Source organism: Hymenobacter translucens, assembly GCF_020685205.1.
Classification (GTDB): Bacteria; Bacteroidota; Bacteroidia; order Cytophagales; family Hymenobacteraceae; genus Hymenobacter; species Hymenobacter translucens.
Map to the genome: position 1 here is coordinate 63,114 of NZ_JAJERB010000001.1, position 23,109 is coordinate 86,222.

At 61.9% G+C, this 23,109-nt stretch carries 18 protein-coding genes; 5 read left to right on the plus strand and 13 right to left on the minus strand.

Features of this window, described 5'->3' with window-relative positions:
• Window positions 1–79: 79 nt before the first annotated feature.
• Complete coding sequence (gene hisG, locus LJY25_RS00270) at window positions 80–931, minus strand: ATP phosphoribosyltransferase (protein WP_227606215.1); 852 nt, start codon at window positions 929–931, stop codon at window positions 80–82.
• 485 nt (window positions 932–1,416) lie between these two features.
• On the opposite strand from hisG, the gene LJY25_RS00275 reads away from it, so the two are divergent.
• Window positions 1,417–2,280, plus strand: coding sequence for a DUF2911 domain-containing protein (locus LJY25_RS00275; RefSeq protein ID WP_227606216.1), 864 nt, complete (start codon window positions 1,417–1,419; stop codon window positions 2,278–2,280).
• Window positions 2,281–2,447: 167 nt separating this feature from the next.
• On the opposite strand, the gene LJY25_RS00280 is transcribed toward LJY25_RS00275, so the two are convergent.
• The 6 genes from LJY25_RS00280 to mnmA all read right to left on the minus strand — a co-directional run bounded on the left by LJY25_RS00280 (window position 2,448) and on the right by mnmA (window position 10,033).
• On the minus strand, window positions 2,448–4,925 hold the full coding sequence (locus LJY25_RS00280) for a TonB-dependent receptor (RefSeq protein WP_227606217.1): 2,478 nt from the start codon (window positions 4,923–4,925) through the stop codon (window positions 2,448–2,450).
• Between the two features lie 26 nt (window positions 4,926–4,951).
• Window positions 4,952–5,659 (minus strand): ribulose-phosphate 3-epimerase, encoded by a 708-nt coding sequence (gene rpe / locus LJY25_RS00285; protein WP_227606218.1) that lies wholly within the window; start codon window positions 5,657–5,659, stop codon window positions 4,952–4,954.
• A gap of 85 nt (window positions 5,660–5,744) precedes the next feature.
• Window positions 5,745–6,068, minus strand: a complete 324-nt coding sequence (locus LJY25_RS00290; RefSeq protein WP_227606219.1) for a hypothetical protein — start codon at window positions 6,066–6,068, stop codon at window positions 5,745–5,747.
• Between the two features lie 178 nt (window positions 6,069–6,246).
• A complete protein-coding gene (locus LJY25_RS00295; protein WP_227606220.1) occupies window positions 6,247–7,959 on the minus strand; it encodes a S8 family serine peptidase in 1,713 nt (570 codons plus the stop codon).
• A 194-nt stretch (window positions 7,960–8,153) separates the two neighbouring features.
• Complete coding sequence (locus tag LJY25_RS00300; protein ID WP_227606221.1) at window positions 8,154–8,888, minus strand: hypothetical protein; 735 nt, start codon at window positions 8,886–8,888, stop codon at window positions 8,154–8,156.
• On the minus strand, window positions 8,885–10,033 hold the full coding sequence (mnmA, locus tag LJY25_RS00305; RefSeq protein ID WP_227606222.1) for a tRNA 2-thiouridine(34) synthase MnmA: 1,149 nt from the start codon (window positions 10,031–10,033) through the stop codon (window positions 8,885–8,887). The genes LJY25_RS00300 and mnmA overlap by 4 nt, the downstream gene beginning before the upstream one ends.
• Before the next feature lie 199 nt (window positions 10,034–10,232).
• Here mnmA and LJY25_RS00310 point away from each other — a divergent pair, with 199 nt between their 5' ends.
• The 4 genes from LJY25_RS00310 (at window position 10,233) to LJY25_RS00325 (ending at window position 17,277) form a co-directional block, all read left to right on the plus strand.
• On the plus strand, window positions 10,233–10,850 hold the full coding sequence (locus LJY25_RS00310) for a hypothetical protein (RefSeq protein ID WP_227606223.1): 618 nt from the start codon (window positions 10,233–10,235) through the stop codon (window positions 10,848–10,850).
• A gap of 461 nt (window positions 10,851–11,311) precedes the next feature.
• A complete protein-coding gene (locus LJY25_RS00315) occupies window positions 11,312–13,246 on the plus strand; it encodes a beta strand repeat-containing protein (RefSeq protein WP_227606224.1) in 1,935 nt (644 codons plus the stop codon).
• Between the two features lie 280 nt (window positions 13,247–13,526).
• Window positions 13,527–15,428, plus strand: coding sequence for a T9SS type A sorting domain-containing protein (locus tag LJY25_RS00320; RefSeq protein WP_227606225.1), 1,902 nt, complete (start codon window positions 13,527–13,529; stop codon window positions 15,426–15,428).
• 277 nt (window positions 15,429–15,705) lie between these two features.
• Entirely contained in the window at window positions 15,706–17,277 is a 1,572-nt protein-coding gene (locus LJY25_RS00325) for a ThuA domain-containing protein (RefSeq protein WP_227606226.1), read from the plus strand.
• Between the two features lie 182 nt (window positions 17,278–17,459).
• Here the strand turns inward: LJY25_RS00325 and trmB are convergent, their stop codons facing one another.
• From trmB to LJY25_RS00355, 6 genes are all read right to left on the minus strand, one after another.
• The gene (gene trmB, locus LJY25_RS00330; protein ID WP_227606227.1) at window positions 17,460–18,122 is read right to left on the minus strand and encodes a tRNA (guanosine(46)-N7)-methyltransferase TrmB; all 663 of its coding nucleotides are present in this window, start codon (window positions 18,120–18,122) and stop codon (window positions 17,460–17,462) included.
• 212 nt (window positions 18,123–18,334) lie between these two features.
• Window positions 18,335–19,630 (minus strand): bifunctional folylpolyglutamate synthase/dihydrofolate synthase, encoded by a 1,296-nt coding sequence (locus LJY25_RS00335; RefSeq protein WP_227606228.1) that lies wholly within the window; start codon window positions 19,628–19,630, stop codon window positions 18,335–18,337.
• A gap of 152 nt (window positions 19,631–19,782) precedes the next feature.
• A complete protein-coding gene (locus LJY25_RS00340; RefSeq protein ID WP_227606229.1) occupies window positions 19,783–20,655 on the minus strand; it encodes a hypothetical protein in 873 nt (290 codons plus the stop codon).
• Window positions 20,656–20,774: 119 nt separating this feature from the next.
• Entirely contained in the window at window positions 20,775–21,182 is a 408-nt protein-coding gene (locus LJY25_RS00345; protein ID WP_227606230.1) for an ExbD/TolR family protein, read from the minus strand.
• 131 nt (window positions 21,183–21,313) lie between these two features.
• Window positions 21,314–22,009 carry a MotA/TolQ/ExbB proton channel family protein gene (locus LJY25_RS00350; protein WP_227606231.1) on the minus strand — a complete coding sequence of 232 codons (696 nt, stop codon included), beginning with the start codon at window positions 22,007–22,009 and terminating at the stop codon, window positions 21,314–21,316.
• Between the two features lies 1 nt (window position 22,010).
• Complete coding sequence (locus LJY25_RS00355) at window positions 22,011–23,099, minus strand: HU domain-containing protein (RefSeq protein ID WP_227606232.1); 1,089 nt, start codon at window positions 23,097–23,099, stop codon at window positions 22,011–22,013.
• Between the last annotated feature and the right edge of the window lie 10 nt (window positions 23,100–23,109).

A 23,109-nucleotide genomic window follows, 5' to 3' on the forward strand; every position in this document is an offset into this window, starting at 1 on the left:
GATACTTGGTTGGTGTTAGTCTGGTCGTGTTGGTTCATTGAACGGCATCCAAGATGCCAAAAGCCAAGACCCCAAAATCCTAGCTAATCATCTTTTCAATCGGCAGAACCAGGATGCCTTCGGCGCCGACTGCCTTGAGCTGGCCGGTGATGTGCCAGAAGTCGTCCTCGTTAACCACCGACTGCACCGACACCCAGCCCGGCTCGGCCAGGGGCGTAACAGTGGGCGACTTGATTCCGGGCAGCAGCGCTTTCACGGCCTCGAGCGAGTCGGCCGGGGCGTTGAGCAGAATGTACTTGTTGCGGCGGGCCCGGCGCACGGCCTGCATCCGGAACCGCAGCTGGGCCAGCAGGTCCTGCTTCTCGGCCGACAGCTCCTGGTTGGCAATCAGCACCGCTTCGGAGCGGAACACCGTTTCCACTTCCCGCAGGCCGTTGCCCAGCAGCGTAGAACCCGAAGAGACGATGTCACAGATGGCCTCGGCCAACCCAATGCTGGGGGCAATTTCCACCGAGCCGCTGATGGTGTGCAGGTTGGCCTGCACGCCCTGCCCGGCCAGGTAGCGGCCCAGAATCTGGGGATAGGACGTGGCAATGTTCTTTCCCTGCAAATCCTGAGCCCCGGCGTAGGGCTGGTTGCGCAGCACGGCCAGGGACAGGCGGCACTTGCTAAAGCCCAGAGCTTCCACTTCCAGGTCGGGAAAGCCGGCTTCCACCAGCACGTTCTGGCCGACAATGCCCAGGTCGGCCACACCGTCCTGCACGTAGCCGGGAATATCGTCGTCGCGCAGAAACAGGATTTCGAGCGGAAAATTGGTGGCTTCGGTTTTCAGCTTGTAGGTACTGCTGACAAAGCTGATACCGCACTCCCGAATCAGGCTCAGCGAGTCCTCACTTAAACGTCCGGACTTCTGAATGGCCAATCGAATCATACTACAAAGAATTAGGGAAGGGAAATAAACCCGGTGGATACGCGGCGCGGGTTCGGGAAAGACAGGTACGGGAACTGGGCTGCGGAAACCGGAAACGGAAGCAAAGGGCAGCGGGGCCGCCTTCGGAAGGCGGCCGGGGAGTCAACTGGACTCCCCCAACGGGGGCAATATGATTGTATTATTCCTCTAGAGAGAGGAATGGTGCCCGTGCTGATGATGTGCCATACCCCGGCCCTGGGCCGCGCCCGCACTGGGGGCTGGGGCCGAATGGCGCACTGGGGAGCAGAAGGACACGAACAGGGGCATATGGTCGGAGTGACGGGGCAAAAGTACGCGGGAAATCAGAACGGGAAAGTATTTCTGTAAAATATTGTCCCTTCGTGCACCTTTGCGGTTTAGTACCCCCGTAGAACCGGAGTCTGGCACTATTGTTTCAGACGCTCGGCACTACTCACCATTTATGGTTGCAATCTATGCTATTTCACATGTTGCGCTCCTTTTGCTTCCTCACCGCGCTGTTGCTCCTACCCCTCTTTTCGGTCCACGCCCAGCAGCTGACGCTGCCCCGGGCCAGCCCCCACGCCGTGGTCATGCAGACCGTCGGGCTAACCGATATAACGGTTGACTACCACACGCCCGGCGTGAAAAACCGGCCCGTGTGGGGCCAGCTCGTTCCCTACAATCAGGTCTGGCGGGCCGGGGCCAATGAAAATACCATTATCAGCTTTAGCGGCGACGTGACCATCAGCAACCACCGGGTTCCGGCGGGCAAGTATTCGCTCTACGTCATACCGACCTCGGATCAGGACTGGCAGGTTATTCTCAATAAAGTCACCACCCACTGGGGTGCTGAGGGGTACGATGCCAAAGATGACCTGATGCGGATGGCCGCCGTACCCGAGCCCATTGCCTTCCACGAAAACCTGCTGTACTGGTTTTCCGAAGTGCGGCCCACCGGTGCCCGCCTCAACCTGGCCTGGGAAAAGCGGATGGTTAGCATCTACATCGGCGTGGACGTGCACACCAAGGTGCTGCAGGAGATGGAAAAAACCCTGGCCGCCAAGCCCAACGACTGGCAGCTGCTCAGCCAGGCTGCCGACTACCTTGTGCAGAACAACATTCAGCCCGAGCTGGCTTTGCGCTACATCGACCGCTCCATCAAACTCAAGGACACCTACAGCAATAACTGGATCAAGGCCCGGCTGCTGGCTTCCCGCAACGACTACGGCACGGCCATCGTGTACGCCAAGAAAGCCATTAAGATTGGAGATAAGGACGATGCCAACTTCAAGGCCCAGCTCCCCAGCATGCGCGTTTCCCTTACTGACTGGCAGGCCAAGGCGTATTAGGTCTTAGGGTCTTAGGGTCTTAGGGTCTTAGGGTCTTAGGGTCTTAGGGTCTTAGGGTCTTAGGGTGGTACTGCCACCCTGATTTGGGGTTACAGAAAAGAGCCCGCAACAGCTGTTGCGGGCCTTTTTTTTCGTCGTTGGGCGTTCGTACCAATCCTAAGTCCTACCTAAAACCTGGCAATTGCGCGCAGGTTGACAACTCGCTGGGACAGGTAGTTGGGCACGGAATACGTGATGCCGTTCACGTCCTGCACGTAGCTGTAGCCGGCCACGTTGTTGGCCTGAAGCACGTTCAGCACTTCCAGTCCCAGCCACAGGCTTTCCAGCTGGTACCGGCGCCGGGCGCCGGCGGCATCCGGGTGCAGGGCCAGCACCTTGGAGAAGCCCAGGTCCACCCGCTTGTACGAGCGGGTCAGATCGGCCAGGCCGCGCAGGTCCGGCAGGCCGGGCGGGCTGAATGGCAGGCCGGAGCCGAACACCAGATTCACATAGCCTTTAAAGGAAGGGTTGTTGGGCAGGTGGTCCTGAAAGAACACCCCCACGTTCAGGCGCTGGTCGGTGGGCCGGCGGATGTACTCTTTAGCCACCCGCCCCGACAGGCGGCCTTCCTCATCAAACGTATTCACGGAGTCACCCACCAGATTTTCCCGGGTCGTGAGCAGCCCCAGACTAAACCACGATTCGGCGCCGGGCACAAACTCCCCGCTCACCCGGGTATCGAGGCCGGCGACATAGGCGGTAGCGTTGTTCTGGGCGAAGTAGCGCAGGCGCACATTGTCGATGTCGTAGGGCACGACGTCGGTGAGGTACTTGTAGTACACCTCTCCGGAAAACCGGAACGGCCGCCCCCACTGCTCAAAGCGGACTTCATTGCCGGCAATCAGGTGGAGGGAGCGCTGGGCGCGAAGCTCGGGGTTGAGCAGGCCCTGCTGGTTGCGCAGCTCCCGGTAGAAGGGCGGCTGGTAATAGAAGCCCGCGGCCACTTTGTAGGATACCTGCGGATGCCTGGGGAAAACAAACGAGTACTGCACCCGGGGACTGAACACCAGCTGCCGGTTCACCGACCAGTAGTGGGCCCGCACGCCGTAGGTCAGGGTGCGCAGCGAATCCAGCTCCAGGGTGTGCTGGGCGTAGCCCTGGTACCGGTAGCTGCTCAGGTCGAGGTCGGTGCGCAGGCGGGTCATGCGGGCCGGGGGCACAAACCCGGCGGAGTCGGCAAAGCCATACTCGTCGAGCTGGTCGGATATCAGCTCCCGGCCGGCTTTGGCGCCCCACCGAACGGTATGCCGGGTGCCGGGCGTCCACCGGCCCCGGGCTTCGAGCGTGCCCAGCCGGGCCAGCAGAGAATTGCGGGAATGGTCGAAGCGGGAGCCGACGTCGCGCTGGCGCACGGCCTGGTTGAAGTCGGGAGAACGGGGGTCGCGGTTAATTTCGGCCAGGCTGTACTTTGCCTCGACATCCCGGTACTCATACTCGCGCGAAAGCAGCGCGCCGGCCAGCAGCTCGCCTTCCAGATTCGGGGTAAACTGGTGCCTGAGGTTGAGCCCGCCCTGGTAGGTGTCGTATTGCATCCGCTCCCGCCCCTGGTAGGTAATGAAGATGCGGGTAAACTGGTTGGTACTGGTGCTGAAGGTGCTTTGCCCGGACTCGGGGTTGTAGCGAAAATCGTTGTGCGCCACCGAGCCCAGAAAACCCAGCGTGGTCTTTTCCCGGTTGCCTTCGGGACCGAGGGCTGCGCGCACGTAGACCTGCCCGTCGATAAAAGTGGGATTGTAGCCGCCCTGCTGCTGGCGCAGGGAGCGAAGCACGTAGGTGGCGTTCTTATAGCGCACCCCGGCCAGGTAGCTTAGCCGCCCGTTCGGCGAGGTTGCTTCCACGTGCCCCGTAGCACCCACCAGGCTGGCGGTGGCCGAAGCGGCAAACTTCTCGGGGTTTTTGTAGTCGATGTTCAGGACGGAGGAAAGCCGGTCGCCATACTTGGGCTGCCAGCCCCCGCTCGAAAACTCCACCTTGCTGACCAGGTCGGGGTTGATAAAGCTGAGTCCCTCCTGCTGGGCCGCCGTAATCAGAAACGGCCGGTACACCTCGATACCGTTCACGTACACCAGGTTCTCGTCGTAGTTGCCGCCCCGTACGGAATAAGTGCTGGTCAGCTCGTTGTTGGCCACCACCCCGGGCAGGGTTTTCAGGATCTGGTTGAAGTCGCCGAAAGCCGAGGGCAGCTCCTTGGCCGCTCGGGGGTCGATGTGGGTGATGCTGACCTGCTCCCGGGTGTCAGCCTCGTCGGAGCGGCCCCGGATGGTCACGTTGCGCAGGGCGCGGGAATCAGTACCCAGGGTGATGGACAGGTCCTGGGAAGCAGTCAGATCCAGCGGAACGCGCACCGTCTGGTAGCCCAGGCGGCGCAGCACCAGCACCGGGGCACGGTTGCCGGTGCCGGCAGCTACGCTAAGCTGAAATTTGCCCTGACTGTCAGTGTTGGTTCCGCCCGTCTGCCCTTCCACGCCCACGGCGACCTGCTCGACCGGCTGCCCGGCGGCGTCGCGCACTACGCCGGCTACGGTAACCCGGCCGCCCGGCTGCGCCCCGGCTGCCAGCGAGCAAAACAAAGCCAGCAGCAGCAGCCAGCCCCCCGGCCGGGACAAAGAAATGCCTGGATGAACTAGGCGCATCACTCCTGCCCCGAAAGTTCAGCCCCAATCGTTGCATCCAGATGGGCCCGGAGCTGCGCCAGGGTCGCCACCGGGTCGGGGGAGTTGAAGACAAAGCTGCCGGCCACGAGCACGTCGGCGCCGGCCTCCACCAGGGCACCGGCGTTTTCAAGGGTTACGCCCCCGTCAATTTCAATCAGCGCCGCTGAGCCCGTATCCACCAGCAGCTCCTTCATGGCCGCCACCTTGCGCAGGGTGTTCGGAATAAACGACTGCCCGCCGAAGCCGGGGTTTACCGACATGATGAGCACCAGATCCAGATCGGCGGCAATGTCTTCGAGCACGCCCACGGGCGTATGCGGGTTCAGGGCCACGCCGGCCTGGCAGCCCAGGGCCTTGATCTGCTGCACCACCCGGTGCAGGTGGGTGCAGGCTTCGTAGTGTACGGTGATGGTGGTGGCCCCGGCTTCCCGGAAAGCCGCCAGGTAGTGCTGGGGCTCCTCGATCATCAGGTGCACGTCGAGGGGCTGGGCGGCATGCCGGTGAATGGCCTGGAGCACGGGCAGGCCAAAGGAGATGTTGGGCACAAACCGCCCGTCCATCACGTCGCAGTGCAGCCAGTCGGCGGCGCTGGTGGCGAGTCGTTCGGTTTCAGCCTGCAGGTTGCCAAAGTCGGCGGCGAGCAGCGAAGGGGCCAGCAGCGGCACCCGGCGGCGGGAAAGTGTCATACCACGAAGGTAAAGGTTGAGCGGCAGGATTGGCCACGAAAAAAACAGTCCCGGTCTCAAAGGAGCCGGGACTGCGGTGGAAGGTTTACTTTTCGGTCTTTACGAAAGCGCGCCAGTCGAGCTGCCCGTCCTCGCGGCGGCGCAGGAACACGGTCTGGTCGTCGCGCTCCATCTTGCCGAAGGTCAGGTCGCCGCGGCAGCTCAGGCACTTCACGGACGTGTATTTGAACTTGCCCTGGGCCACCCGGGAGGTGAGGTCCAGGTTGTCGGAGCCGCAGAGGCCGCACTCGGCCACGTCGGGAAAGCTGAGCCGGTCATATTCGGCCACGACATCGTGGAAATTCGAGCCCTGCACGGTGAAATGAAACTGGCGGCGCCCGATGCGCTTGGTAACCATTAACTGGAGCATAAATGCAACGTACTTTTTGTGGCCGGATAACCCGGCGGGCAGCGCCCGGTTAACGGCAACGGTGGGAAAGGATTGTCTTGCCGACACGAAAAAGGAGAAACCCAGCTGCCTGAATTTCTCCTTTTCGCATCCCTTAAAGATACCCAGAAACGGGGGTAAAAGCAAGCCCTAAACCGGCCTAAATCTTCTCAAAACGCACCGTACGCTGGATTTTTCCGTTGCTGATCAGGCACGTGTACTGCCCCTTCGCCAGGTGGCCGGTGCGCACCTGCACCTGGGTTGCATTCGGAGCCTCCAGCTGCTGCTCGCTCACCAGACTGCCCCGCCCGTCGTAAAGCCGGATGCGCAGGGAGGCTCCCCGAAATTCGGGCGTAAGCAGCAGATTCATTTCCCCGTCCCGGGTCGGATTGGGGTACACCGCCAAGCCATCCGGCGTTTTGGCGCCCGTGCTTACTGCCAGCGGCGTACTCGGATTAGCCAGGTTGTAGGCCCGCACAAAGTGGGGAATGCCGTAGCCGACTTCATTGTTAGGCGAGGTAAACCGGGTGCCGGAGCGCTGCATAAAGCTGATAACCTGCTGGGCGGTGAGGTTCCGGTTGGCCTGCCAGAACCCGGCAATCATGCCGGCCAGCACGGGACAGGAAAACGAGGTACCATTTCCCCGCACCGCTACGCCGGCCGAGTTCAAAAACGTGGTGGCCTGGCCCTGGGCGGCCAGATTAGGCTTAATGCGGCCATCGGCCGTGGGGCCGTAGGAGCTGAAGCCCGCGCGGTTCCCCAGGGAGTCCACGGCGCCAACCGTCATGATGGAGTCGGCATCGGCAGGCGCGGAGATGTAGCGCCAGGGGCCGCCGCCTTCGTTACCGGCGCTGTTGACCACCAGAATGCCCACCCGGGCCGCCATGGTGGCCGCCCGCGACGAAATGGCCGTGCGGCCGTTCAGGTCGTTGTAGGTGTAGTCGATGGACGGGAAATCGAATGTGGTGTAGCCCAGCGAAGAGCTGATGATGTCGACGCCCACCGAATCGGCGTATTCGGCGGCTACAAGCCAGTTGGCTTCCTCCACCGGGTGCTCGGAGTTGATGTCCTCGGTGATGAGCAGGTGGTAGGTGGCTTTGGGCGCCGTGCCGATAAAGTAGCCAGGCTGGTTGCCCGCCATGGTCGACAGCGTGGCCGTGCCGTGGTTGTTACGCAGAAATACGGCCTGGGTCTTATCTACAAAATTGAACGTGCTGGCCAGGCGCCGCTCCTGCAGCATCGACGTAAACCCCGGAATCACGTCCACGGCCGGAAAGCCGGCGTCAAACACGGCAATCTGCATTCCCTCGCCCCGGAAGTTCGCGTTGTGCATCGCTACGGCCCCGATCATATCGGCCTGCCGGAACGCCCGCCCGTAGTCGGCCCGGGACAGGAGCTGTTCCGCCTGAGCGCCCCGCTGGGATTCTACCTCGGCGTCGCGCTTGCGGGAGCGGGTGGCCTGGTTGCGGCTGAGCGTGGTGGCCGAGCGCACACTCGGCAGGGCCTGCAGCTGGGCCAGGGTAACTGAGTCGCAGGAGACCATGGCGGCGTTAAACCAGCGGGAGGTATACAGCAGCTGGGCGCCGGGCACGGCCTTCACCTGGCTGACGTAGCTCGGATTCACGGGCAGGTCGCGCGGCAGCACCGGAATGTTCTGACGGGTGCGCCGCTGCAGCGACCGGGCCGACAGAAACGCCTGGGGCTGGGTGACGCTATAAGGCGAGTTAGCCTTGTCACGGAAATAAATCAGGTGCTTACGAACGGCGGGCGGGCCGGCAGCGGGTTCGGGCGCACCGGGGGCCGCCGTGGCAAAGCCGGCGCCAAGCCAGCTGCTGGCCAGCAGCACAAAGGCGGAGAGTTGCTTTCTAGTCAAGGGGAGCAGGATTTAGCTGGTCTCAAGATACGAAAAGAGCAGGGCTTTTGGCAGCTGCCCGTCAGGAATGTGACTGATTTCCCGTCGAATGGTTGTCTGGCCCCGGGATAAAATTTCGTTTCGAGCGGGTTAAAACCAGACAACAACGCCCGGCATTGGGTTGCCGGGCGTTGTCCATAGTCAAATCAAAAAAGCTAGCCGCCGTACTCCACCAGCACCTCGGTACGGGAGTGCCCGGTTTTGATATAGCCGGGCACAAACGCGCAGCCGGAATCAGAGCGAGGGGGGCAGCCGTAGTTGTAGCGCCGCACTACGCGGTATACCGGCCCCACACCCTTGGCATATACCTGCTGCCACACCGTCGGGTAAATCAGGTTGATGTCGTCGGCCACGGTCGTCACGGTCGCGTCGTAGCGGTAGGTGCCGCCGCCGCTGCTCACCTCGAACGGCTCCCCCAGCCGGGCGTAGCTGCGGTTTTTGGCTACAATAGTGTCGATCGGGTTGTAGGCGTTCAGGTTCCAGGTTCCGCCTTCGCGGATCGGAAATACCAGGTCCACGGTGCGGCGGTTGTTTTTGGTGACCAGCACCGTCTGGTCGGTTTTGTTGACCAGCATCACGCTGTCGTCGCGCCAGTTGTCGGTGGCGGTGGCACGGCGGGAGCGCACGACCCGGAACACCGGCTTGCCCATGGCATCCAGGAACGTCTCGGTGACCCGCTCCCGAAACTGAAACCGCGTGGCCGTGGGCACGTCCTCGTTCCAGATGGAATCAACCACGTTATAGATGCGGAAGTCGCCGACCTCGACGGGGTAGTACTCCGTGCCCCGCTCGGGGCCGGGTACGGTTTCGGTGGTGCAGGCCACGGCTACCAGGGCCAGCAGCCCCGCTCCTAATGCCTTGCTTAGCCAGGACTTCCGTTGTTGCTTCATAGGTTGGCAGCCGTTACAGCCGAACTTACGGGTACTTCGTAGGTGACGTTGCGCTCAATCCAGCCGCCCCCGAGCACGTCGTTGCCCTCGTAGAACACGGCGGCCTGACCGGGTGTAATGGCGTGAACCGGCTCCTCGAAATATACGTGGATCTTTTCCCCGATCTGCTCTAAAAAGGCCGGGGAGCCGTGGTGGCTGTAGCGCACTTTGGTTACCGCCGGCACGAGGCCCCGCCCTTCCAGGGAGGCGTACTTGCCGGGGTTCAGCTTGCCGACTACCGTCACGGTGCTGGCCAGGTCATCGTAGTTGCCGAGCACGACCTGGTTGGTTTCGGGGCGGATTTCGGTTACGTACGCCGGGAAGCCCAGGGCCAAACCCAGGCCCTTGCGCTGCCCGATCGTGTAGAACGGGAAGCCTTCGTGCTTGCCCAGCACGGTGCCGTCGCGCAGCACGAAGTCGCCGCCGGCTACGCGCTCCTCCAGCCCTTCGACGCGCCGCTTCAGAAAGCCGCGGTAGTCGTTGTCCGGGATAAAGCAGATTTCATAGCTCTCGGGCTTGTTTACCAGCTCGGTAAAGCCCCGGCGCCGGGCCTCGTCGTAGATTTCGGTTTTGCGCATCCCGCCCAGCGGAAACAGCGTCCGGGCCAGGCTTTCCTGGGAGATGCCCCACAGCGCATAGCTCTGGTCCTTGTTTTCGTCGAGGCCCTTGCTGACGATAAAGCGGCCGTTCTCTTCGCGCACGTTGGCGTAGTGGCCGGTGGCAATGAACTCGCAGCCGAGTTGGTCGGCCCGGCGCAGCAGCGCGTCCCACTTGATGTGGGTGTTGCAGAGCACGCAGGGGTTGGGCGTGCGCCCGGCCAGGTATTCGTCGGTAAAGTTGTTGATAACGAAGTCGCCGAACTCTTCGCGGATGTCGATAATGAAGTGGGGAAAGCCCAGCTCCACGGCAATCTGCCGGGCATCGTTAATGGAGTCGAGCGAGCAGCAGCCGGTTTCCTTTTTGGAGCCGCCCGCCGAGGCGTAGTCCCAGGTTTTCATGGTCATGCCCACCACTTCGTAGCCCTGCTCGTGCAGCAGCACCGCGGCTACCGAGCTGTCAATGCCGCCGCTCATGGCGACGAGTACGCGTCCTTTGGTCGTATTCATATAAGTTGAGAAAAACGCCCGGGAGTCCAAAGTTCCCGGCCGCCGCCGCAAAGATACGGATTCGGCCCCGGCCGGTCCGGCAAACGAACTTTCCGGGCCCATATCACGCCCCGGAATTTCTTCCGAAGTTTGCGCCCCGAACAACCCCGGCTGCCGAAAGCCGGTTCGGCTTTTCCGCCTTATTCTCTGCTTGCTTCTTATGGCCTTGATTACCTCCGTCCTCGTCCGTGGCATCAACAACCTCTCCGATGCCCGCTACTGCGCTGGTATGGGGGCCGACGGCCTCATCTTCACCCTCGACCCGAACCTGCCCGGAGCCGTGACGCCCGCCACGGTAAAGGAGCTGGCCGGCTGGGTGGCGGGCGTGCGCCTGCTGGGCGAGTTCGACGCCCTGCCGCTGGCTGAGGTTGAGGCGCTGGCGGCGGAGTGTGGCGTGCAGGAGCTGCTGCTGCGCCGGGCGCCGACCCGGCCCGTGCCCGGCCCGGTCCTGCTGGGCCTGCCGCTGGTACCCCTGCTCACCGGCCAGCTCCCCGATTCCCTGGCCGCGCAGTTTGCCCCGCTCCTGCCCGAGGGGCTGGCGGCCGTGGTAGAGGTGCCCGCCCGGGAACTGACAACTGCCGAGCAGGCCCGGCTCAAAGCTGTGGGCACCCATCTGCCGCTGTGGCTCAGCGGCATTACGCCCGACAATGTGCGGCCCCTGCTTGAAGCAGTCTGCCCGGCCGGCATCATCCTCGACGGCGGCTACGAAATCAAGCCCGGCCTGCGCGACTTCGACACCATGGAAGCCATTTTCGAACAGCTCGAGGAAGAGTACTAGTAGGAGCGAGTGATTGTGCGGGGGTCCCGGTTCCGCGCAGGCTGATCGATTTCCTTTCGCACTGAACCCAGCTTCGCTGCCAGCAAAGAAAGCCGCCCCAACCAGGGCGGCTTTTTTATTTAGCCGGAATCCATGGTTCACGTGGAGCTCAGCGGGCCGTTACGCGTAGTAACTGACCTTATTCCCTGCCGGGCCTAAACTATACTGACTATGACAGATAAAATCCTTTAAAATCTATACAATACCCTTATCATCAGTTATATATAACCCAATCTCGTCGTTACCAAAGTCTAAACGCAGCGTGATTAGGCTTTCGTACCGTAACCACCGGCCGTAGCTTCACTCCCCGATCTTCTCTCCTATTCCTAACCTGACTACGACGCCGGTCCCGGCTCCTTCTGGCTGAGTAGCGCTTTCGCCCTCATCCAGACCTTTCCCGGTCGTGTCACAGCTGCCAGTGTATGCTATACCTCTACCCTTTTACCCACTTTACCCGCCTTCTGAGCCTGACCGGCTGTTTCCTGCTACTGGCCCTGCTGCTACCGGGCGTATCATGGGCGCAGGCCCCCGCCTGGGCTCACGCGGCCAGCAGCACCCAGGGTACTGGCAGTGGCACCAGCATCTCATTAGCCACGGCAGTGGATGGCAGCGGCAACGTGTTCGTGACAGGCTACTTCAGCGGGCAGGTTTCCTTTGGCAACACCCTGCTCACCAGCGCGGGCAACCATGATCTGTTTGTGGCCAAGTACGTGCCGGGTACCAACACCTGGGTCTGGGCCCAAAGCGGCGGCGGAACCGTCAACGATGAGGGCTGGGGTGTTGCCGTAAGCGGGAACAGCGTGTACGTAACGGGCTCCATCCAGAACAACACCAACGACATTGCCAGGGTGCGCTTTGGCGGCACCGGCCCCGCCACGAGCAGTGTGCAAGTGAATGGGGCCAGAACTGATGGTGCCGTCAGCGAGGATCTAGTGCTGCTCAAGTACACCGATAACGGTAGCTCGGCCCTGCTGGGCTGGACTCAGGTGGGCGGCGGCTCCGAAACCGACATGGGCTATAGTGTTGCCGCAAGCGGCTCGAGCGTGTACGTGACCGGCTATTATCAGAATAATCTGGCTGACAGCAAGGCCGTGCGCTTCGGCGGCTCGGGCACTACGCCCGGTACCGTGCAGGTAAACGGAGCCAGCACAGCGGCCGGCTACGACCTGCTAGTAGCCAAGTACACCGACAACGGCAGCTCGGCTACAGTGGTCTGGACCCAGGTCGGTGGCGGCACCCACAGCGACCGGGGCACGGACATCACCGTGAGCGGCACAAGCGTGTACGTGACCGGCACCATCGTCAACAATACTACCGACGCAGAAACCGTGCGCTTCGGCGGCTCGGGCACCACGCCCGGCACCGTGCAGCTAAATGGAGTCAGCACCGTGCGGACTATCCTGGAGGATATCGTGGTGCTCAAGTACACCGATAGCGGCAATTCGGCCACGCTGGCCTGGACGCAGGTAGGCGGCGGCACCGGTAATGATTTCAGCACCGACATTGCCGTGAGCGGCAGCAGCCTGTACGTGACTGGTACCATCGCCAATACGTCTGCTGATGCCAAGGCCGTCCGCTTTGGCGCCTCGGGCACTACGCCCGGCACCGTGCAGCAGAACGGGACCAGCACGACCAACAGCTTCGACCTGCTAGTAGCCAAGTACACCGACAACGGCAGCTCGGCTACAGTGGTCTGGACCCAGGTAGGAGGCGGCTCGGGCGACGATATTGGCCAAGGCATTGTGGTGAATGGCACGAGTGTGTACGTAACCGGCAGCATCACCAACACGACGGCCGATGTAAAGGCGGTCCGTTTCGGGGGCTCGGGCACTACTCCCGGCACCGTGCAGCAGAATGGAGCAAGCGCTACGATAAGCTCCGACCTGGTCGTTGTCAAGTACACGGATAATGGCGGCAGTGCTACCCTGGGCTGGACGCAGGTAGGCGGCGGAACCGGTCAAGACTTGGGTTCGGGCATTGCCGTGAGTGGGCAAAGCGTGCTGATAGGCGGCTTCGTGGTGCCGAGCGCCAGCTTCGGCAGCTTCACCATCCCCAGCCCTATCGGCGCTAACACTACCGTGCTGGTCCGCCTGCTCGACACCAGCCTGCCTCTGGCAGTAAGCGGCAAAGGCAACCGGGCGCTGACGCTGTTTCCGAACCCGGCCTATAACAAAACGACCCTTACCGGCGCCGTGCCTGGTGCCGAGGTGTGCGTGCTCGATGCCCTGGGCCGCACCGTAGCCCGTACCACTGCCGACGCGCGGGGCACTGCCATGCTGGTGCTGCGGCCCGGACTTACCGGCGGGGTGTACGTGGTGCGCGCCGGCACCCGGGTCTTGCGGCTGGCAGTAGAATAACAGCCCCACGAGCGAAAAGCGCCAGGCAGTTCCAGCAAGAGCAGCCGGGCCTGTTTGTTACCGGTAACTGCGGGCAGGACGAGGCTAATGGCAAGGCGGGCTACCCTTCGGGGAATCAGCGAAGTAGATACCAAACTTTAGTTCTATCCCGGTGCTGCTCGCATGCTCATCTCTACTACCTTTAGCAAACTACAACATTGCTATTTTTCACTACTCTGGATGAAGGACGGCCTCGCCCCCCTCCTGGCCTTTTCCCGGAGGTAGCACTCCCGCAAGATTTATGCAAAACCTCGACCCTTCGGCCCCGCGTCAGGCCCATTCCACCCGTCCGATTCTGATGGGCTGTTTGCTGTTGGTTCTGACCTTGCTGCTACCGGGGACGGGCCGGGCCCAGGCCCCGGGATGGGTTAGCGGCATCAGCATTCCAACCGCTTACAAGACGCTGGCCACGGCAGTAGATTCCAGGGGCAATGTGTTGATGACCGGCACATTTTTCGGTACCCTGGCTTTTGGCAGCACCATGCTCACCAGCGCCGGCGGCACGGACATTTTCGTGGCGAAATACGTGCCCTCCACCAATACCTGGGCCTGGGCCCAACGTGGGGGGGGTACCGGCCATGACTACGGCCTGGGTGTTGCCGTGAGTGGTTCGAGCGTGTACGTGACCGGGTACATCGTCAATAATACAAGCGACATCAACCAGGTGCGCTTTGGCGGCACTGCCCAAAACGGAGCCAGTGTCCTGTCCAGTGAGGATCTAGTGGTAGCCAAGTACACCGATAACGGTAACTCGGCTACGCTGGGCTGGACGCAGGTCGGCGGAGGCACAGGCGAAGATCGGGGCTATGGCATTGCCGCGAATGGATCAAGCGTGTATGTGACCGGCCAAATTGCGAATACCACCAATGGCGATGTTAGGTCCGTACGGTTTGGCGGCTCAGGTACAGTTCCGGGTACTGTGCAGCAAAATGGGGCCGGTGGAAAGTTCGACTTGCTGGTGGCTAAATACACCGATAACGGTAGCTCGGCTACGCTGGGTTGGACCCAGGTTGGCGGCGGAATTGAAGGCGAACGGGGCCATAGCATCGCCGTGAGCGGAACCAGCGTGTACGTAACCGGGCACATCCTAAATACCCCATCCGACTTCTACAGTGTACGCTTCGGCGGCTCGGGCACCACGCCCAGCACCGTACAGGTGAACGGGGCCGGTGGAGGGCTCGACTTGCTGGTAGCCAAGTACACCGACTACGGCACAAGTGCTACGCTGGGTTGGACCCAGGTGGGCGGGGGCACGGAGGACGACATCGGCTACGGTATTGCCGTGAATGGATCAAGCGTGTACGTCACAGGATATATCAGCAATACCCGCGACGACGTCGCCAGGGTACGCTTCGGCGGCTCGGGCACTACGCCCGGCACGGCGCTACAAACCGGGGCCAGTGCCTTCACCTTCCTGGCCCCCGACCTGGTGGTGGCCAAATACACGGACAACGGCAGTTCGGCCACGCTGGGCTGGACGCAGGTGGGCGGGGGCGGTCATTTCGACGTCGGCTACGGTATTGCCGTGAGTGGCAGCAGTGTGTACGTGACCGGGCGTATTTCCAACACCACCACTGACGTCAACACTGTACGCTTCGGCGGTTCGGGTATCACGCCCGGCACCGTGCAAGTCCTTGGGGTCGGTACCGATACGTTCAATCAGGACCTGGTGCTAGCCAAATACACGGACAACGGCAGCAGTGCAACGCTGGGCTGGGCCCAGGTGGGCGGGGGCGAGAGCGATGACCGGGGCCGAAGTATTGTGATAAGCGGGCAGAAATTACTGGTGGGTGGCTTTGTGACGTTCGACGCCAGCTTTGGCACCTTTACGGTTCCTTCAAGGGGGCCGGACGTCAATCAGTCGACGGAGGTGTTGCTTACTGTGCTCGACCCCACCCTGGTACCCGAAACACCAGCCGGGCCGCTGGTCCTCTTCCCGAATCCCACCCGCGAGGGAGCGGCTACCCTCACCGGAGCCGAGCCCGGCACGGAAGTACGCGTTATCGATGTTCTGGGCCGCTCCGTAGCTACGGCAACGACTGATAGCACCGGCACCGCCGAACTGATTCTACCCCCTGGGCTGCCCAGTGGCATGTATATCGTGCTTAGTGGGACTCGGGCCCTGCGCCTGCAAGTCGAGTAAGCCTTCCTGATTTGATAAGCGCCCGGCTGATTCTTTATGGAGCGGCCGGGCGCGCTTGTGTCCGGCCGGTACTCGCCGGGAGCAGTGTGCTAACGCCGAGGCGGGAAGCGGACGGCCCCGCGGCGAGGGGTCGCATTGGGGTATATAAAAATTACGCTAAACGTATCTTTCTAACCCTCAGCCATCGTAGAGGAAGCTAAGCAGCGGATTAAGCGGGGAAGCAACATTATGCCAATGATCATTCAGCACGGTACGCTAACATCGTAAAGCCCCCACCATGGATAGAACCTTACGCTCGCCCCTTTATCTTCTATTCGCCCTGCTCACGTACGGGTGCGGCTCCCCGGAGAAAGAAACTATTCCCGAGCCGGAACCCACCGCCAGAATTCTGATCTTCTACAAAACGGCCGGGTTCTACCACTCCTCCATCCCCGTCGCCATCTCTGCGTTGCAGAAGCTTGGCAAGGACCACAACCTCGCCGTCGACACCACCCGGGTAGCGGCCAACTTCAACCCGGCGAACCTGGCCCGGTACCAGGCCGTCGTATTCCTGAGCACGACCGGCGACGTGCTCAACAACAGCCAGCAGCAGGCCTTCGAGCAGTACATCCAGGCCGGCAACGGCTTCGTGGGCATTCACGCCGCTACCGATACGGAGTATGACTGGCCCTGGTACAACGGGCTGGTGGGCGCCTACTTCAATGGCCACCCGGCCATTCAGCAGGCGACCATCCAGGTCACCAACAAAAACCACGACGCCACCGCTCCCCTGCCCGATTCGTGGCAGCGCACTGATGAATGGTACAACTTCCGGGACCTGGACCCCGGGGTGCAGGTGCTGGCCAGCCTCGACGAGCAAACCTACTCCGGGGGCATTCACGGCAGCAGCCACCCGATTATCTGGTACCACGACTATAAAGGCGGCCGGGCTTTTTACACCGCCGGCGGCCATACCGATGAAAGCTACCGGGAGCCGCTATTTCTGCAGCACCTGCTCGGCGGCCTGCAGTACGCGGTCGGCAAGTCGAAACGCGTCATGACGCCGAATCCAAACCCGACCTATCTCTGGAATAACCTGCTGGACCAGAACCTGACGCAGTGGGATAAATTTATTGGCGTGCCTCATTTTACCCTAAACCTGCCGGGTTATCCGTCGGGGGACGGCATCAATGGAACGCCCATTGGCCTGAACAACGACCCCCTGGAGGTTTTTAAGGTAGTCCAGGAAAATGGGGGACCCGTGCTGCAAATTTCCGGACAGATCTACGGGGGGCTGAGCACCAAGCAGGAAATGGGCAACTACCACTTCAAAGCGGAGTTCAGGTGGGGAACGCGCAAGTACGAACCGCGCCTTACGGCCAAGCGCGACAATGGCATTCTGTACCACGCCAAGGGAAATCAGGGAGTGGTCTGGAATGCGTGGATGGTTTCACAGGAGCTGCAGATCCAGGAGGGCGATATGGGCGACTATTTTGCCCTGGGCACGGGCGGTGATATCCGGGGTGCGTACCGGAATTCAGACAATGAGCTTGATTGGATATACGACCCTGCCGCACCATTAAAGCGGTTCGGACTGGGCGAGTACAACCGCTGCCGCCGGGGCCGCAACGCCGAAAGACCGTTAGGCCAATGGAATACGGTGGAGCTGATTTGCCTGGGGCAGAAAAGCATTCACGTCATCAACGGCGAAGTAGTGATGGTGCTGGAAAACTCCGGAGGCTATAACCCCGCAGGGTCGCAGGTGCCGCTGGCCAATGGCAAAATTCAAATCCAGTCGGAAGGGGCCGAAGCGTACTACCGCAATGTCCAGATCCGCCCCATCTCGGCAATTCCATTGGAATACAGATAACGTCCTTCCCTGAAATGACGAACGATGGGGCTGACCTGCAGGTTCTGCTGCTCGTTGCCGGGGAAGACCGCAAACATAAATACCCGACTGCTTCTGAGTGAGCAGCCGGGTATTTACGTTCAGAAAAAGTCCTGCCTGTGACGGGCACTTATATCGACACCACCCGGCCGTGGGCGGTCTGCTTAGCTCAGCTGAAACTGCAGGTACTTGATGGGGATGCCCGCCTGGCGGAAGCGCCGCTCGTAGTGGGTCTGGATGTCCTCGGCGTGGGGCAGCAGCTCGGGGGTGGCGTACAGGTCGGCCGTATGGGCCAGAACGGTGGCGCCGGGGCGGCTCTGCACGGTTTCCAGGGAGTACTCGTAGAGCGGGCCGTCGTCGGTTTTGAGGTGAACCAGTCCGCCGGGGCGCAGCACCTGCTGGTACAGGCTCAGAAAACGTGGCGACGTCAGGCGGCGCTTAATGTCCCGGTCGCGGGGGCGCGGGTCCGGAAAGGTAATCCATACTTCATCCAGCTCCCCGGGCGCGAAATGGTCGAGCAGGGCTTCGGCCCGGGTGCGGACAAACCCCACGTTGCGCAAGCCCAGCGCTTCGGCCCGGGTGCTGCCCCGCCAGATCCGGTCGCCCTTGATGTCGAGGCCCAGGAAGTTGCGCCCGGGGTAGCGCTGGGCCAGGCCTACCGTGTATTCTCCCTTGCCGCAGCCCATTTCAAGCGTGATGGGGCTGGCATTTCCAAAAAAGGTTTCGTGCCATTTGCCGGCCGTGTTGCCATAGGCATCCTTTCCGGGCTCGACAATGTCGGGGCGCCGTGCGTTCAGCGCAAACCGCTCTAGTTTTACTCGACTCATATCAGGTAAGCGTGAGCTGAACCAGCCGCAGCCGGCTCAGCGTTGGTTTTCAAATCGTTTGTAGTCCCAGGCAGCGCAAAAAGACTTAGCAAGGCAGAACGAGGTATTTTTAGGTTTTGGGCTGCAATCAGCCCAGAATCAGTTCAAGCGCAGCTCGACGTTTGTTTCGAATGGATGTGCTGCTTCAGCAACAAGCAAACCTTCGGTGCGCGTTACAGGCCCTCGACCTCGGCCACGACAAAGGTACTGCCCCCGATAAACACCACGTCATCCGGGCCGGCGGCCGACCGGGCCGCCCGCACGGCGGCCATCACCGGGCCGTACACCTCCCCTTTCAGCCCGGCGGCTACGGCAAGCTCCGCCAGCTCCGGGGCCGGCAGGGCCCGCGGAATAGCCGCCTGGCAAAAATAGTAGCGGGCCTCGGCCGGCAGCAGGCGGAGCATTTTCGTCACGTCCTTGTCGTTTACCGCCCCCAGCACGATGTGGAGCGTCTGGTAGGGCAACCGGGCCAGCTGGGCCGTCACGAACCGGATACCGGCTTCGTTGTGCCCGGTGTCGCAGATAACCAGCGGGCAGCGGCCCAGTATCGTCCACCGGCCCCGGAAGCCGGTCAGGCGGCGCACATCCCGCAGTCCCTCCCGCACGGCCGCTTCAGGAATCTCAAAGCCCTGCCGCCGCAGCTCATCCACCACGGCCAGCACCCCGGGCACGTTCCGGCGCTGATAGTCACCAGCCAGTCCCAGCTCCAGATCAGCCAGCTCGATGGCGCCCGATACCTCCAGCAGCTGGGCTTCGGCGTCCGGGGCAGGCTCAGCCAGCTGGGCCACGTGGTAGTGCTGATCGGCAAACGTCAGCGGAGCCAGCTCAGCCCGGGCTTTCTGCTCAAACACCGGGGCTACCTCGGACTGGGTCTGGCTGATGACAACCGGCACCCCGGGCTTGATGATGCCGGCCTTTTCCCCGGCAATCAGGGGCAGCGTGTCGCCCAGCAGGTTCTGGTGGTCGAAGCTGATGTTGGTGATAAGCGAAACCAGTGGGGTGATGATGTTGGTGGAGTCGAGGCGCCCGCCCAGGCCCACTTCAATGACGGCAACGTCCACCTGCTGCCCGGCGAAATACCGAAACGCCAGCGCCACGCACATCTCAAAAAACGACGGCTGGATCTGCTCGAACAGGGGCCGCCACTCGGCCACGAACTGCACCAGGTAGTCGGGCTCCAGCTCCCGGCCATTCACCCGGATCCGCTCGGTAAACTCCCGCAGGTGGGGCGAGGTATAGAGCCCCACCTTGTAGCCGGCGGCCTGCAGCACGGCGGCCAGCAGATTCGAGCTGCTGCCCTTGCCGTTGGTGCCGGCCACGTGAATGGTGCGCAGCTGCCGCTCGGGGTTGCCCATGGCGGCTACCAGGGCCTCGGTGTTGCCCAGCCCCTTCTTAAAGCCCGCCGCCCCCACCTTCTGGAACATGGGAAGCTGATTGTAAAGGTAAGCCAGGGTTTCGGCGTAGGTCACGGGAAAGGCGGTGGGTGGAGTGCAAAGGAACGGCAGCAACTCGGAAAAACCGCCCGGCCCCGCTCCTTCTGCATTCGGCAAAACCGGCCGGAAACGAAAAGCACCTTTCTGTCCGTCAGAGAGGTGCTTTTCAAAAGTCGGCGGAAGACCTGCTAGTCGGCGCGGATGACGAAGCGGATAAAGCCGGTGGCCCCGCCTGAGCCTTCACTTACCCGGCGGAAGGTGGCCTTGTTGTACACCTCGTCGCGGTAGATCTTTTCCACGGCCGGCGAAACGTTGCCGGAAACCTTAATCACGTTCTCGACTTCCCCGTCCTCGCTGATCTTGATTTTAAAAACCAGCTCCCCGCTTTCGTTTGAAACGTCTTTGGGGTTGGGCCGGGTTTCGAAGGCCCAGCCGGGCATGCTCAGGGAGCTGCTGCCGGAGCCGCCGTTGCCGTGCCCGGGCTTGCCGTAGAGGGCCTTGGCATCAAGGGAGCCGTTCGGGTCGCCCTGGTCGCCGACGGAGCCGGGCCGGTCGCCGTTATTATTGCCGGTAGGCGTGTTGCTGGTGCCGGCCGTACCGTTGCCCCCGCCGTTGTCGCTGCCCTTGGGCGTGTACAGGGTCCGGGGCTTTTCCACGGGGCGGGGCGTTTCGCGCACTTCCTCTTTGGGCGGGCTGGGCTTCTCAACGGGCGGCACCGACACCGGGCTTTCCTCGGCCTCGCTCGTGATGATCTTTTCCTCGGAGGCTTCGGTCCGGACGGGCTCACTTGCCTGCTCGGGCTGGGGGTCGGGGCTAGCGGCGGGCGGGCGGCTGTCCTCCCGGTTCTGCGACTCGTTGGCCGTGGCCGTGGTCTGCACGTCGCCGTAGCCAGCCGGGTCGAGGCCGTAGTTCAGCTCCACGCCTTCCTCGCCCATGCCCAGCAGCGGCGGGTCGGGGCCTCTGAAGACAGTGAGCAGAAAGGCGCCCGCCAGCAGCGCGTGGATCAGCACGGTGCCGATTATCGCCTCGCGGCGGTGCTGTTCGCGATATTCGATAGGCATGACACGTTGGTTTTTAGTTGCTGGTTTCTGGTTTTTTGGATCCGGTTATTCAGTCAACGTATCGGACTTCATTAATTAACCAAAAACCAAAAACAAATTACCAAAAACCAAACGGAAGCTTAGCTGCCGCCTTGCTGGGCCTGGGTGGCCATCACCATCTTGATCTTAAGACGGTTCCCGATTTCCAGGATATCAACCAGCTTCTGCACGTTCAGCGAGTTGTCGACGCGCAACACCACGGTGGTTTGCGTATCGCCGGCCAGGCGCTGCTGCAGGCCCTGCTCCAGGGTAGCGGCACTCAGCTCCTGGCGGTCCAGAAAATAGCGGCCCTGCGCGTCGACCGACACGTTGATGGTTTGCTTCATGACGGCCTTGCCCGAGCGGGCGTTCGGCAGCATCAGCTTAATCACGTTGGGGTTAACCATCGTGCTCACGATCAGGAAGAACAACATCAGAAAGAACATGATGTCGTTCATCGACGAGGTCTCGACGTGCGAGGACAGCTTCCGACGACGGGTAAGATTCATTTTAAAAGGTCTGAGGTCTTGGAAACTTAGGTCTTGGAGTTTTCGATGCTATAAGCCTAGGATCTGCTCTTTTTTTACGAGTCAGTTAACCCGTACTAAGCCCTAACCTTCTAATACCTAAAGCTTCAGGGCTAGTTATCCTGAAGGATGTCCATGAATTCGAGGGCCGAGTTTTCCATGTTGAAAACCAGGCGCTCAACCAGGATGCTAAGCCAGTGGTAGCCTACGTGGGCAATGATGCCGACGATCAGACCAGCGGCCGAGGTCACCATCTTGGTGTACAGGCCACCCGAAATCTGGGCGATGCCGAAGTCACCGGTGGTGGAGATGGCGAAGAAGATCTTAATTACCCCGATGATGGTGCCTACAAAGCCGATCATGGGAGCAATGCCGGCGATGATGCCCAGGATGCTGATGTTTTTCTCGAGGCGGGCTACCTCGATCTTGCCCACGTTCTCGACGCTGGTTTCGATTTCCTTGAGCGGCAGCCCGATGCGGCGAATGCCTTTTTCAATCATGCGGGCCAGCGGGGACGGGTTCTGGGCGCAGAGCATCTTGGCACCCTGCAGGTCGCCTTTCACCATCAGCCCCCGGATGCCCGACATAAACGAGTCGGGGTTGGCCGTCGCGCGGCGGATGGTGATATACCGCTCAATGATGATGTAAATGGAGATGAAGGAAAGAATGAAGATCGGAATCATCACCCAGCCGCCCTTCACAATCAGGTCAATCAGGGAAAGTGTGGGAGCTGCTTCCGCCGCCGCGTTGGCAGCAGTGGCGGCGGAGTCGGCAACGGCCGTGGTGGCCTGCAACAGAAAAGAGGTCATGCTAATAGTTTAGGATCCAGATGGCTGAGCCAAGCTTTTTGGCCAGCCGGGCCCGTTCGCGCTCCGCTGATGCCCGATCGGCAAAGTCGGCGGCGGACAGGTAGAAGTTGCGGCTGCCCCGCTGGGGCAGGATCACCTTGGCCGGGTGGCCGTGCTTGCTGAGTACAACCCGGCCCTTCTCCGCGCTTTTCAGCGACTTGAAGGCCGCGTCGATGATGTAGAAACGGCCGGTGCGCGCGTTAATTGTGCTCGGGCCGGCCACGGTGGCCGGGGCAGCGGACTTCGGAGCTACTGACGGGCGGGCAGCGGGCTTGGTTGCAGCCGGTGCGGCGGGTTTGGCCGCCGGGGCTACGGCGGGCGCGGCCGCCTCTTCTACCCGGGCTGCTTCCTCGCGCCACTCGTTGTTGGCAATTCCCGCCTGCTGCCGGCTGATTGCCGGGGTCGCGGGCTTGCTTACCGAGGGGGTGCTGACGGCCCAGTCCGGCAGTTCTTTCAGGCTGTCGGGCAGGTAGCCCATCTGCAGGGCGAACATGTAGTTGGCCGACAAAATCAGCCCTGCAATGACGACCACGGAGGCCGTGTTGAAAAGACGCTTCATGGTGCGGCGGGCCCGGGCGGCAGCTAGTTGGGGCAGCACCGGCTGCCGGTCGCGCGCCAGCAGAGCATCGGTGGCGCGAATAGGACGGGCCACCAGCTCCGGCAGGCCGTAGCTGGCCGACAGCAGGTTCTGGCTGCCGGTGTACTCAAAGTCGAGGCCGCGGCCGGGGGAGCGGCGGAAGATGCCGATGCCCGGCAACTCGGTGCGCTGTCCGGTTTCCAGGTCCTGCTGCAGCCCCCGCACGGCTTCGCGCACGAGCTGCCGGGCCTGGGCCACGGAAATGTTCTGACTCTGGCTCAGGGCATCAACCAGCAGCCCGTCGTTGCGGGTCAGGGACTGGTTGAAGGCCACGCGCTTGGTGGGCGGGGCCAGCGTGTGCCGCACCGGATGCACCTGCGCCGGCGCATAGTCGGCAATAAGGCCGCCGAAATCGGGAATGATGACGCAGTCGTGGTCCCGGAGCAAGGTGCGGATGTGGTCAGATAGCTGCAAAAGGGTCGGA

Bases quoted from the DNA above. Each gene is read 5' to 3' on its own strand.
- LJY25_RS00320 (WP_227606225.1), top strand. From the start codon at position 13,527: ATGCAAAACCTCGACCCTTCGGCCCCGCGTCAGGCCCATTCCACCCGT.
- LJY25_RS00300 (WP_227606221.1), bottom strand. From the start codon at position 8,888: ATGAAGCAACAACGGAAGTCCTGGCTAAGCAAGGCATTAGGAGCGGGG.
- LJY25_RS00315 (WP_227606224.1), top strand. From the start codon at position 11,312: ATGCTATACCTCTACCCTTTTACCCACTTTACCCGCCTTCTGAGCCTG.
- trmB (WP_227606227.1), bottom strand. From the start codon at position 18,122: ATGAGTCGAGTAAAACTAGAGCGGTTTGCGCTGAACGCACGGCGCCCC.
- LJY25_RS00345 (WP_227606230.1), bottom strand. From the start codon at position 21,182: ATGAATCTTACCCGTCGTCGGAAGCTGTCCTCGCACGTCGAGACCTCG.
- hisG (WP_227606215.1), bottom strand. From the start codon at position 931: ATGATTCGATTGGCCATTCAGAAGTCCGGACGTTTAAGTGAGGACTCG.
- LJY25_RS00290 (WP_227606219.1), bottom strand. From the start codon at position 6,068: ATGCTCCAGTTAATGGTTACCAAGCGCATCGGGCGCCGCCAGTTTCAT.
- LJY25_RS00275 (WP_227606216.1), top strand. From the start codon at position 1,417: ATGTTGCGCTCCTTTTGCTTCCTCACCGCGCTGTTGCTCCTACCCCTC.
- mnmA (WP_227606222.1), bottom strand. From the start codon at position 10,033: ATGAATACGACCAAAGGACGCGTACTCGTCGCCATGAGCGGCGGCATT.
- rpe (WP_227606218.1), bottom strand. From the start codon at position 5,659: ATGACACTTTCCCGCCGCCGGGTGCCGCTGCTGGCCCCTTCGCTGCTC.
- LJY25_RS00350 (WP_227606231.1), bottom strand. From the start codon at position 22,009: ATGACCTCTTTTCTGTTGCAGGCCACCACGGCCGTTGCCGACTCCGCC.
- LJY25_RS00340 (WP_227606229.1), bottom strand. From the start codon at position 20,655: ATGCCTATCGAATATCGCGAACAGCACCGCCGCGAGGCGATAATCGGC.
- LJY25_RS00325 (WP_227606226.1), top strand. From the start codon at position 15,706: ATGGATAGAACCTTACGCTCGCCCCTTTATCTTCTATTCGCCCTGCTC.
- LJY25_RS00310 (WP_227606223.1), top strand. From the start codon at position 10,233: ATGGCCTTGATTACCTCCGTCCTCGTCCGTGGCATCAACAACCTCTCC.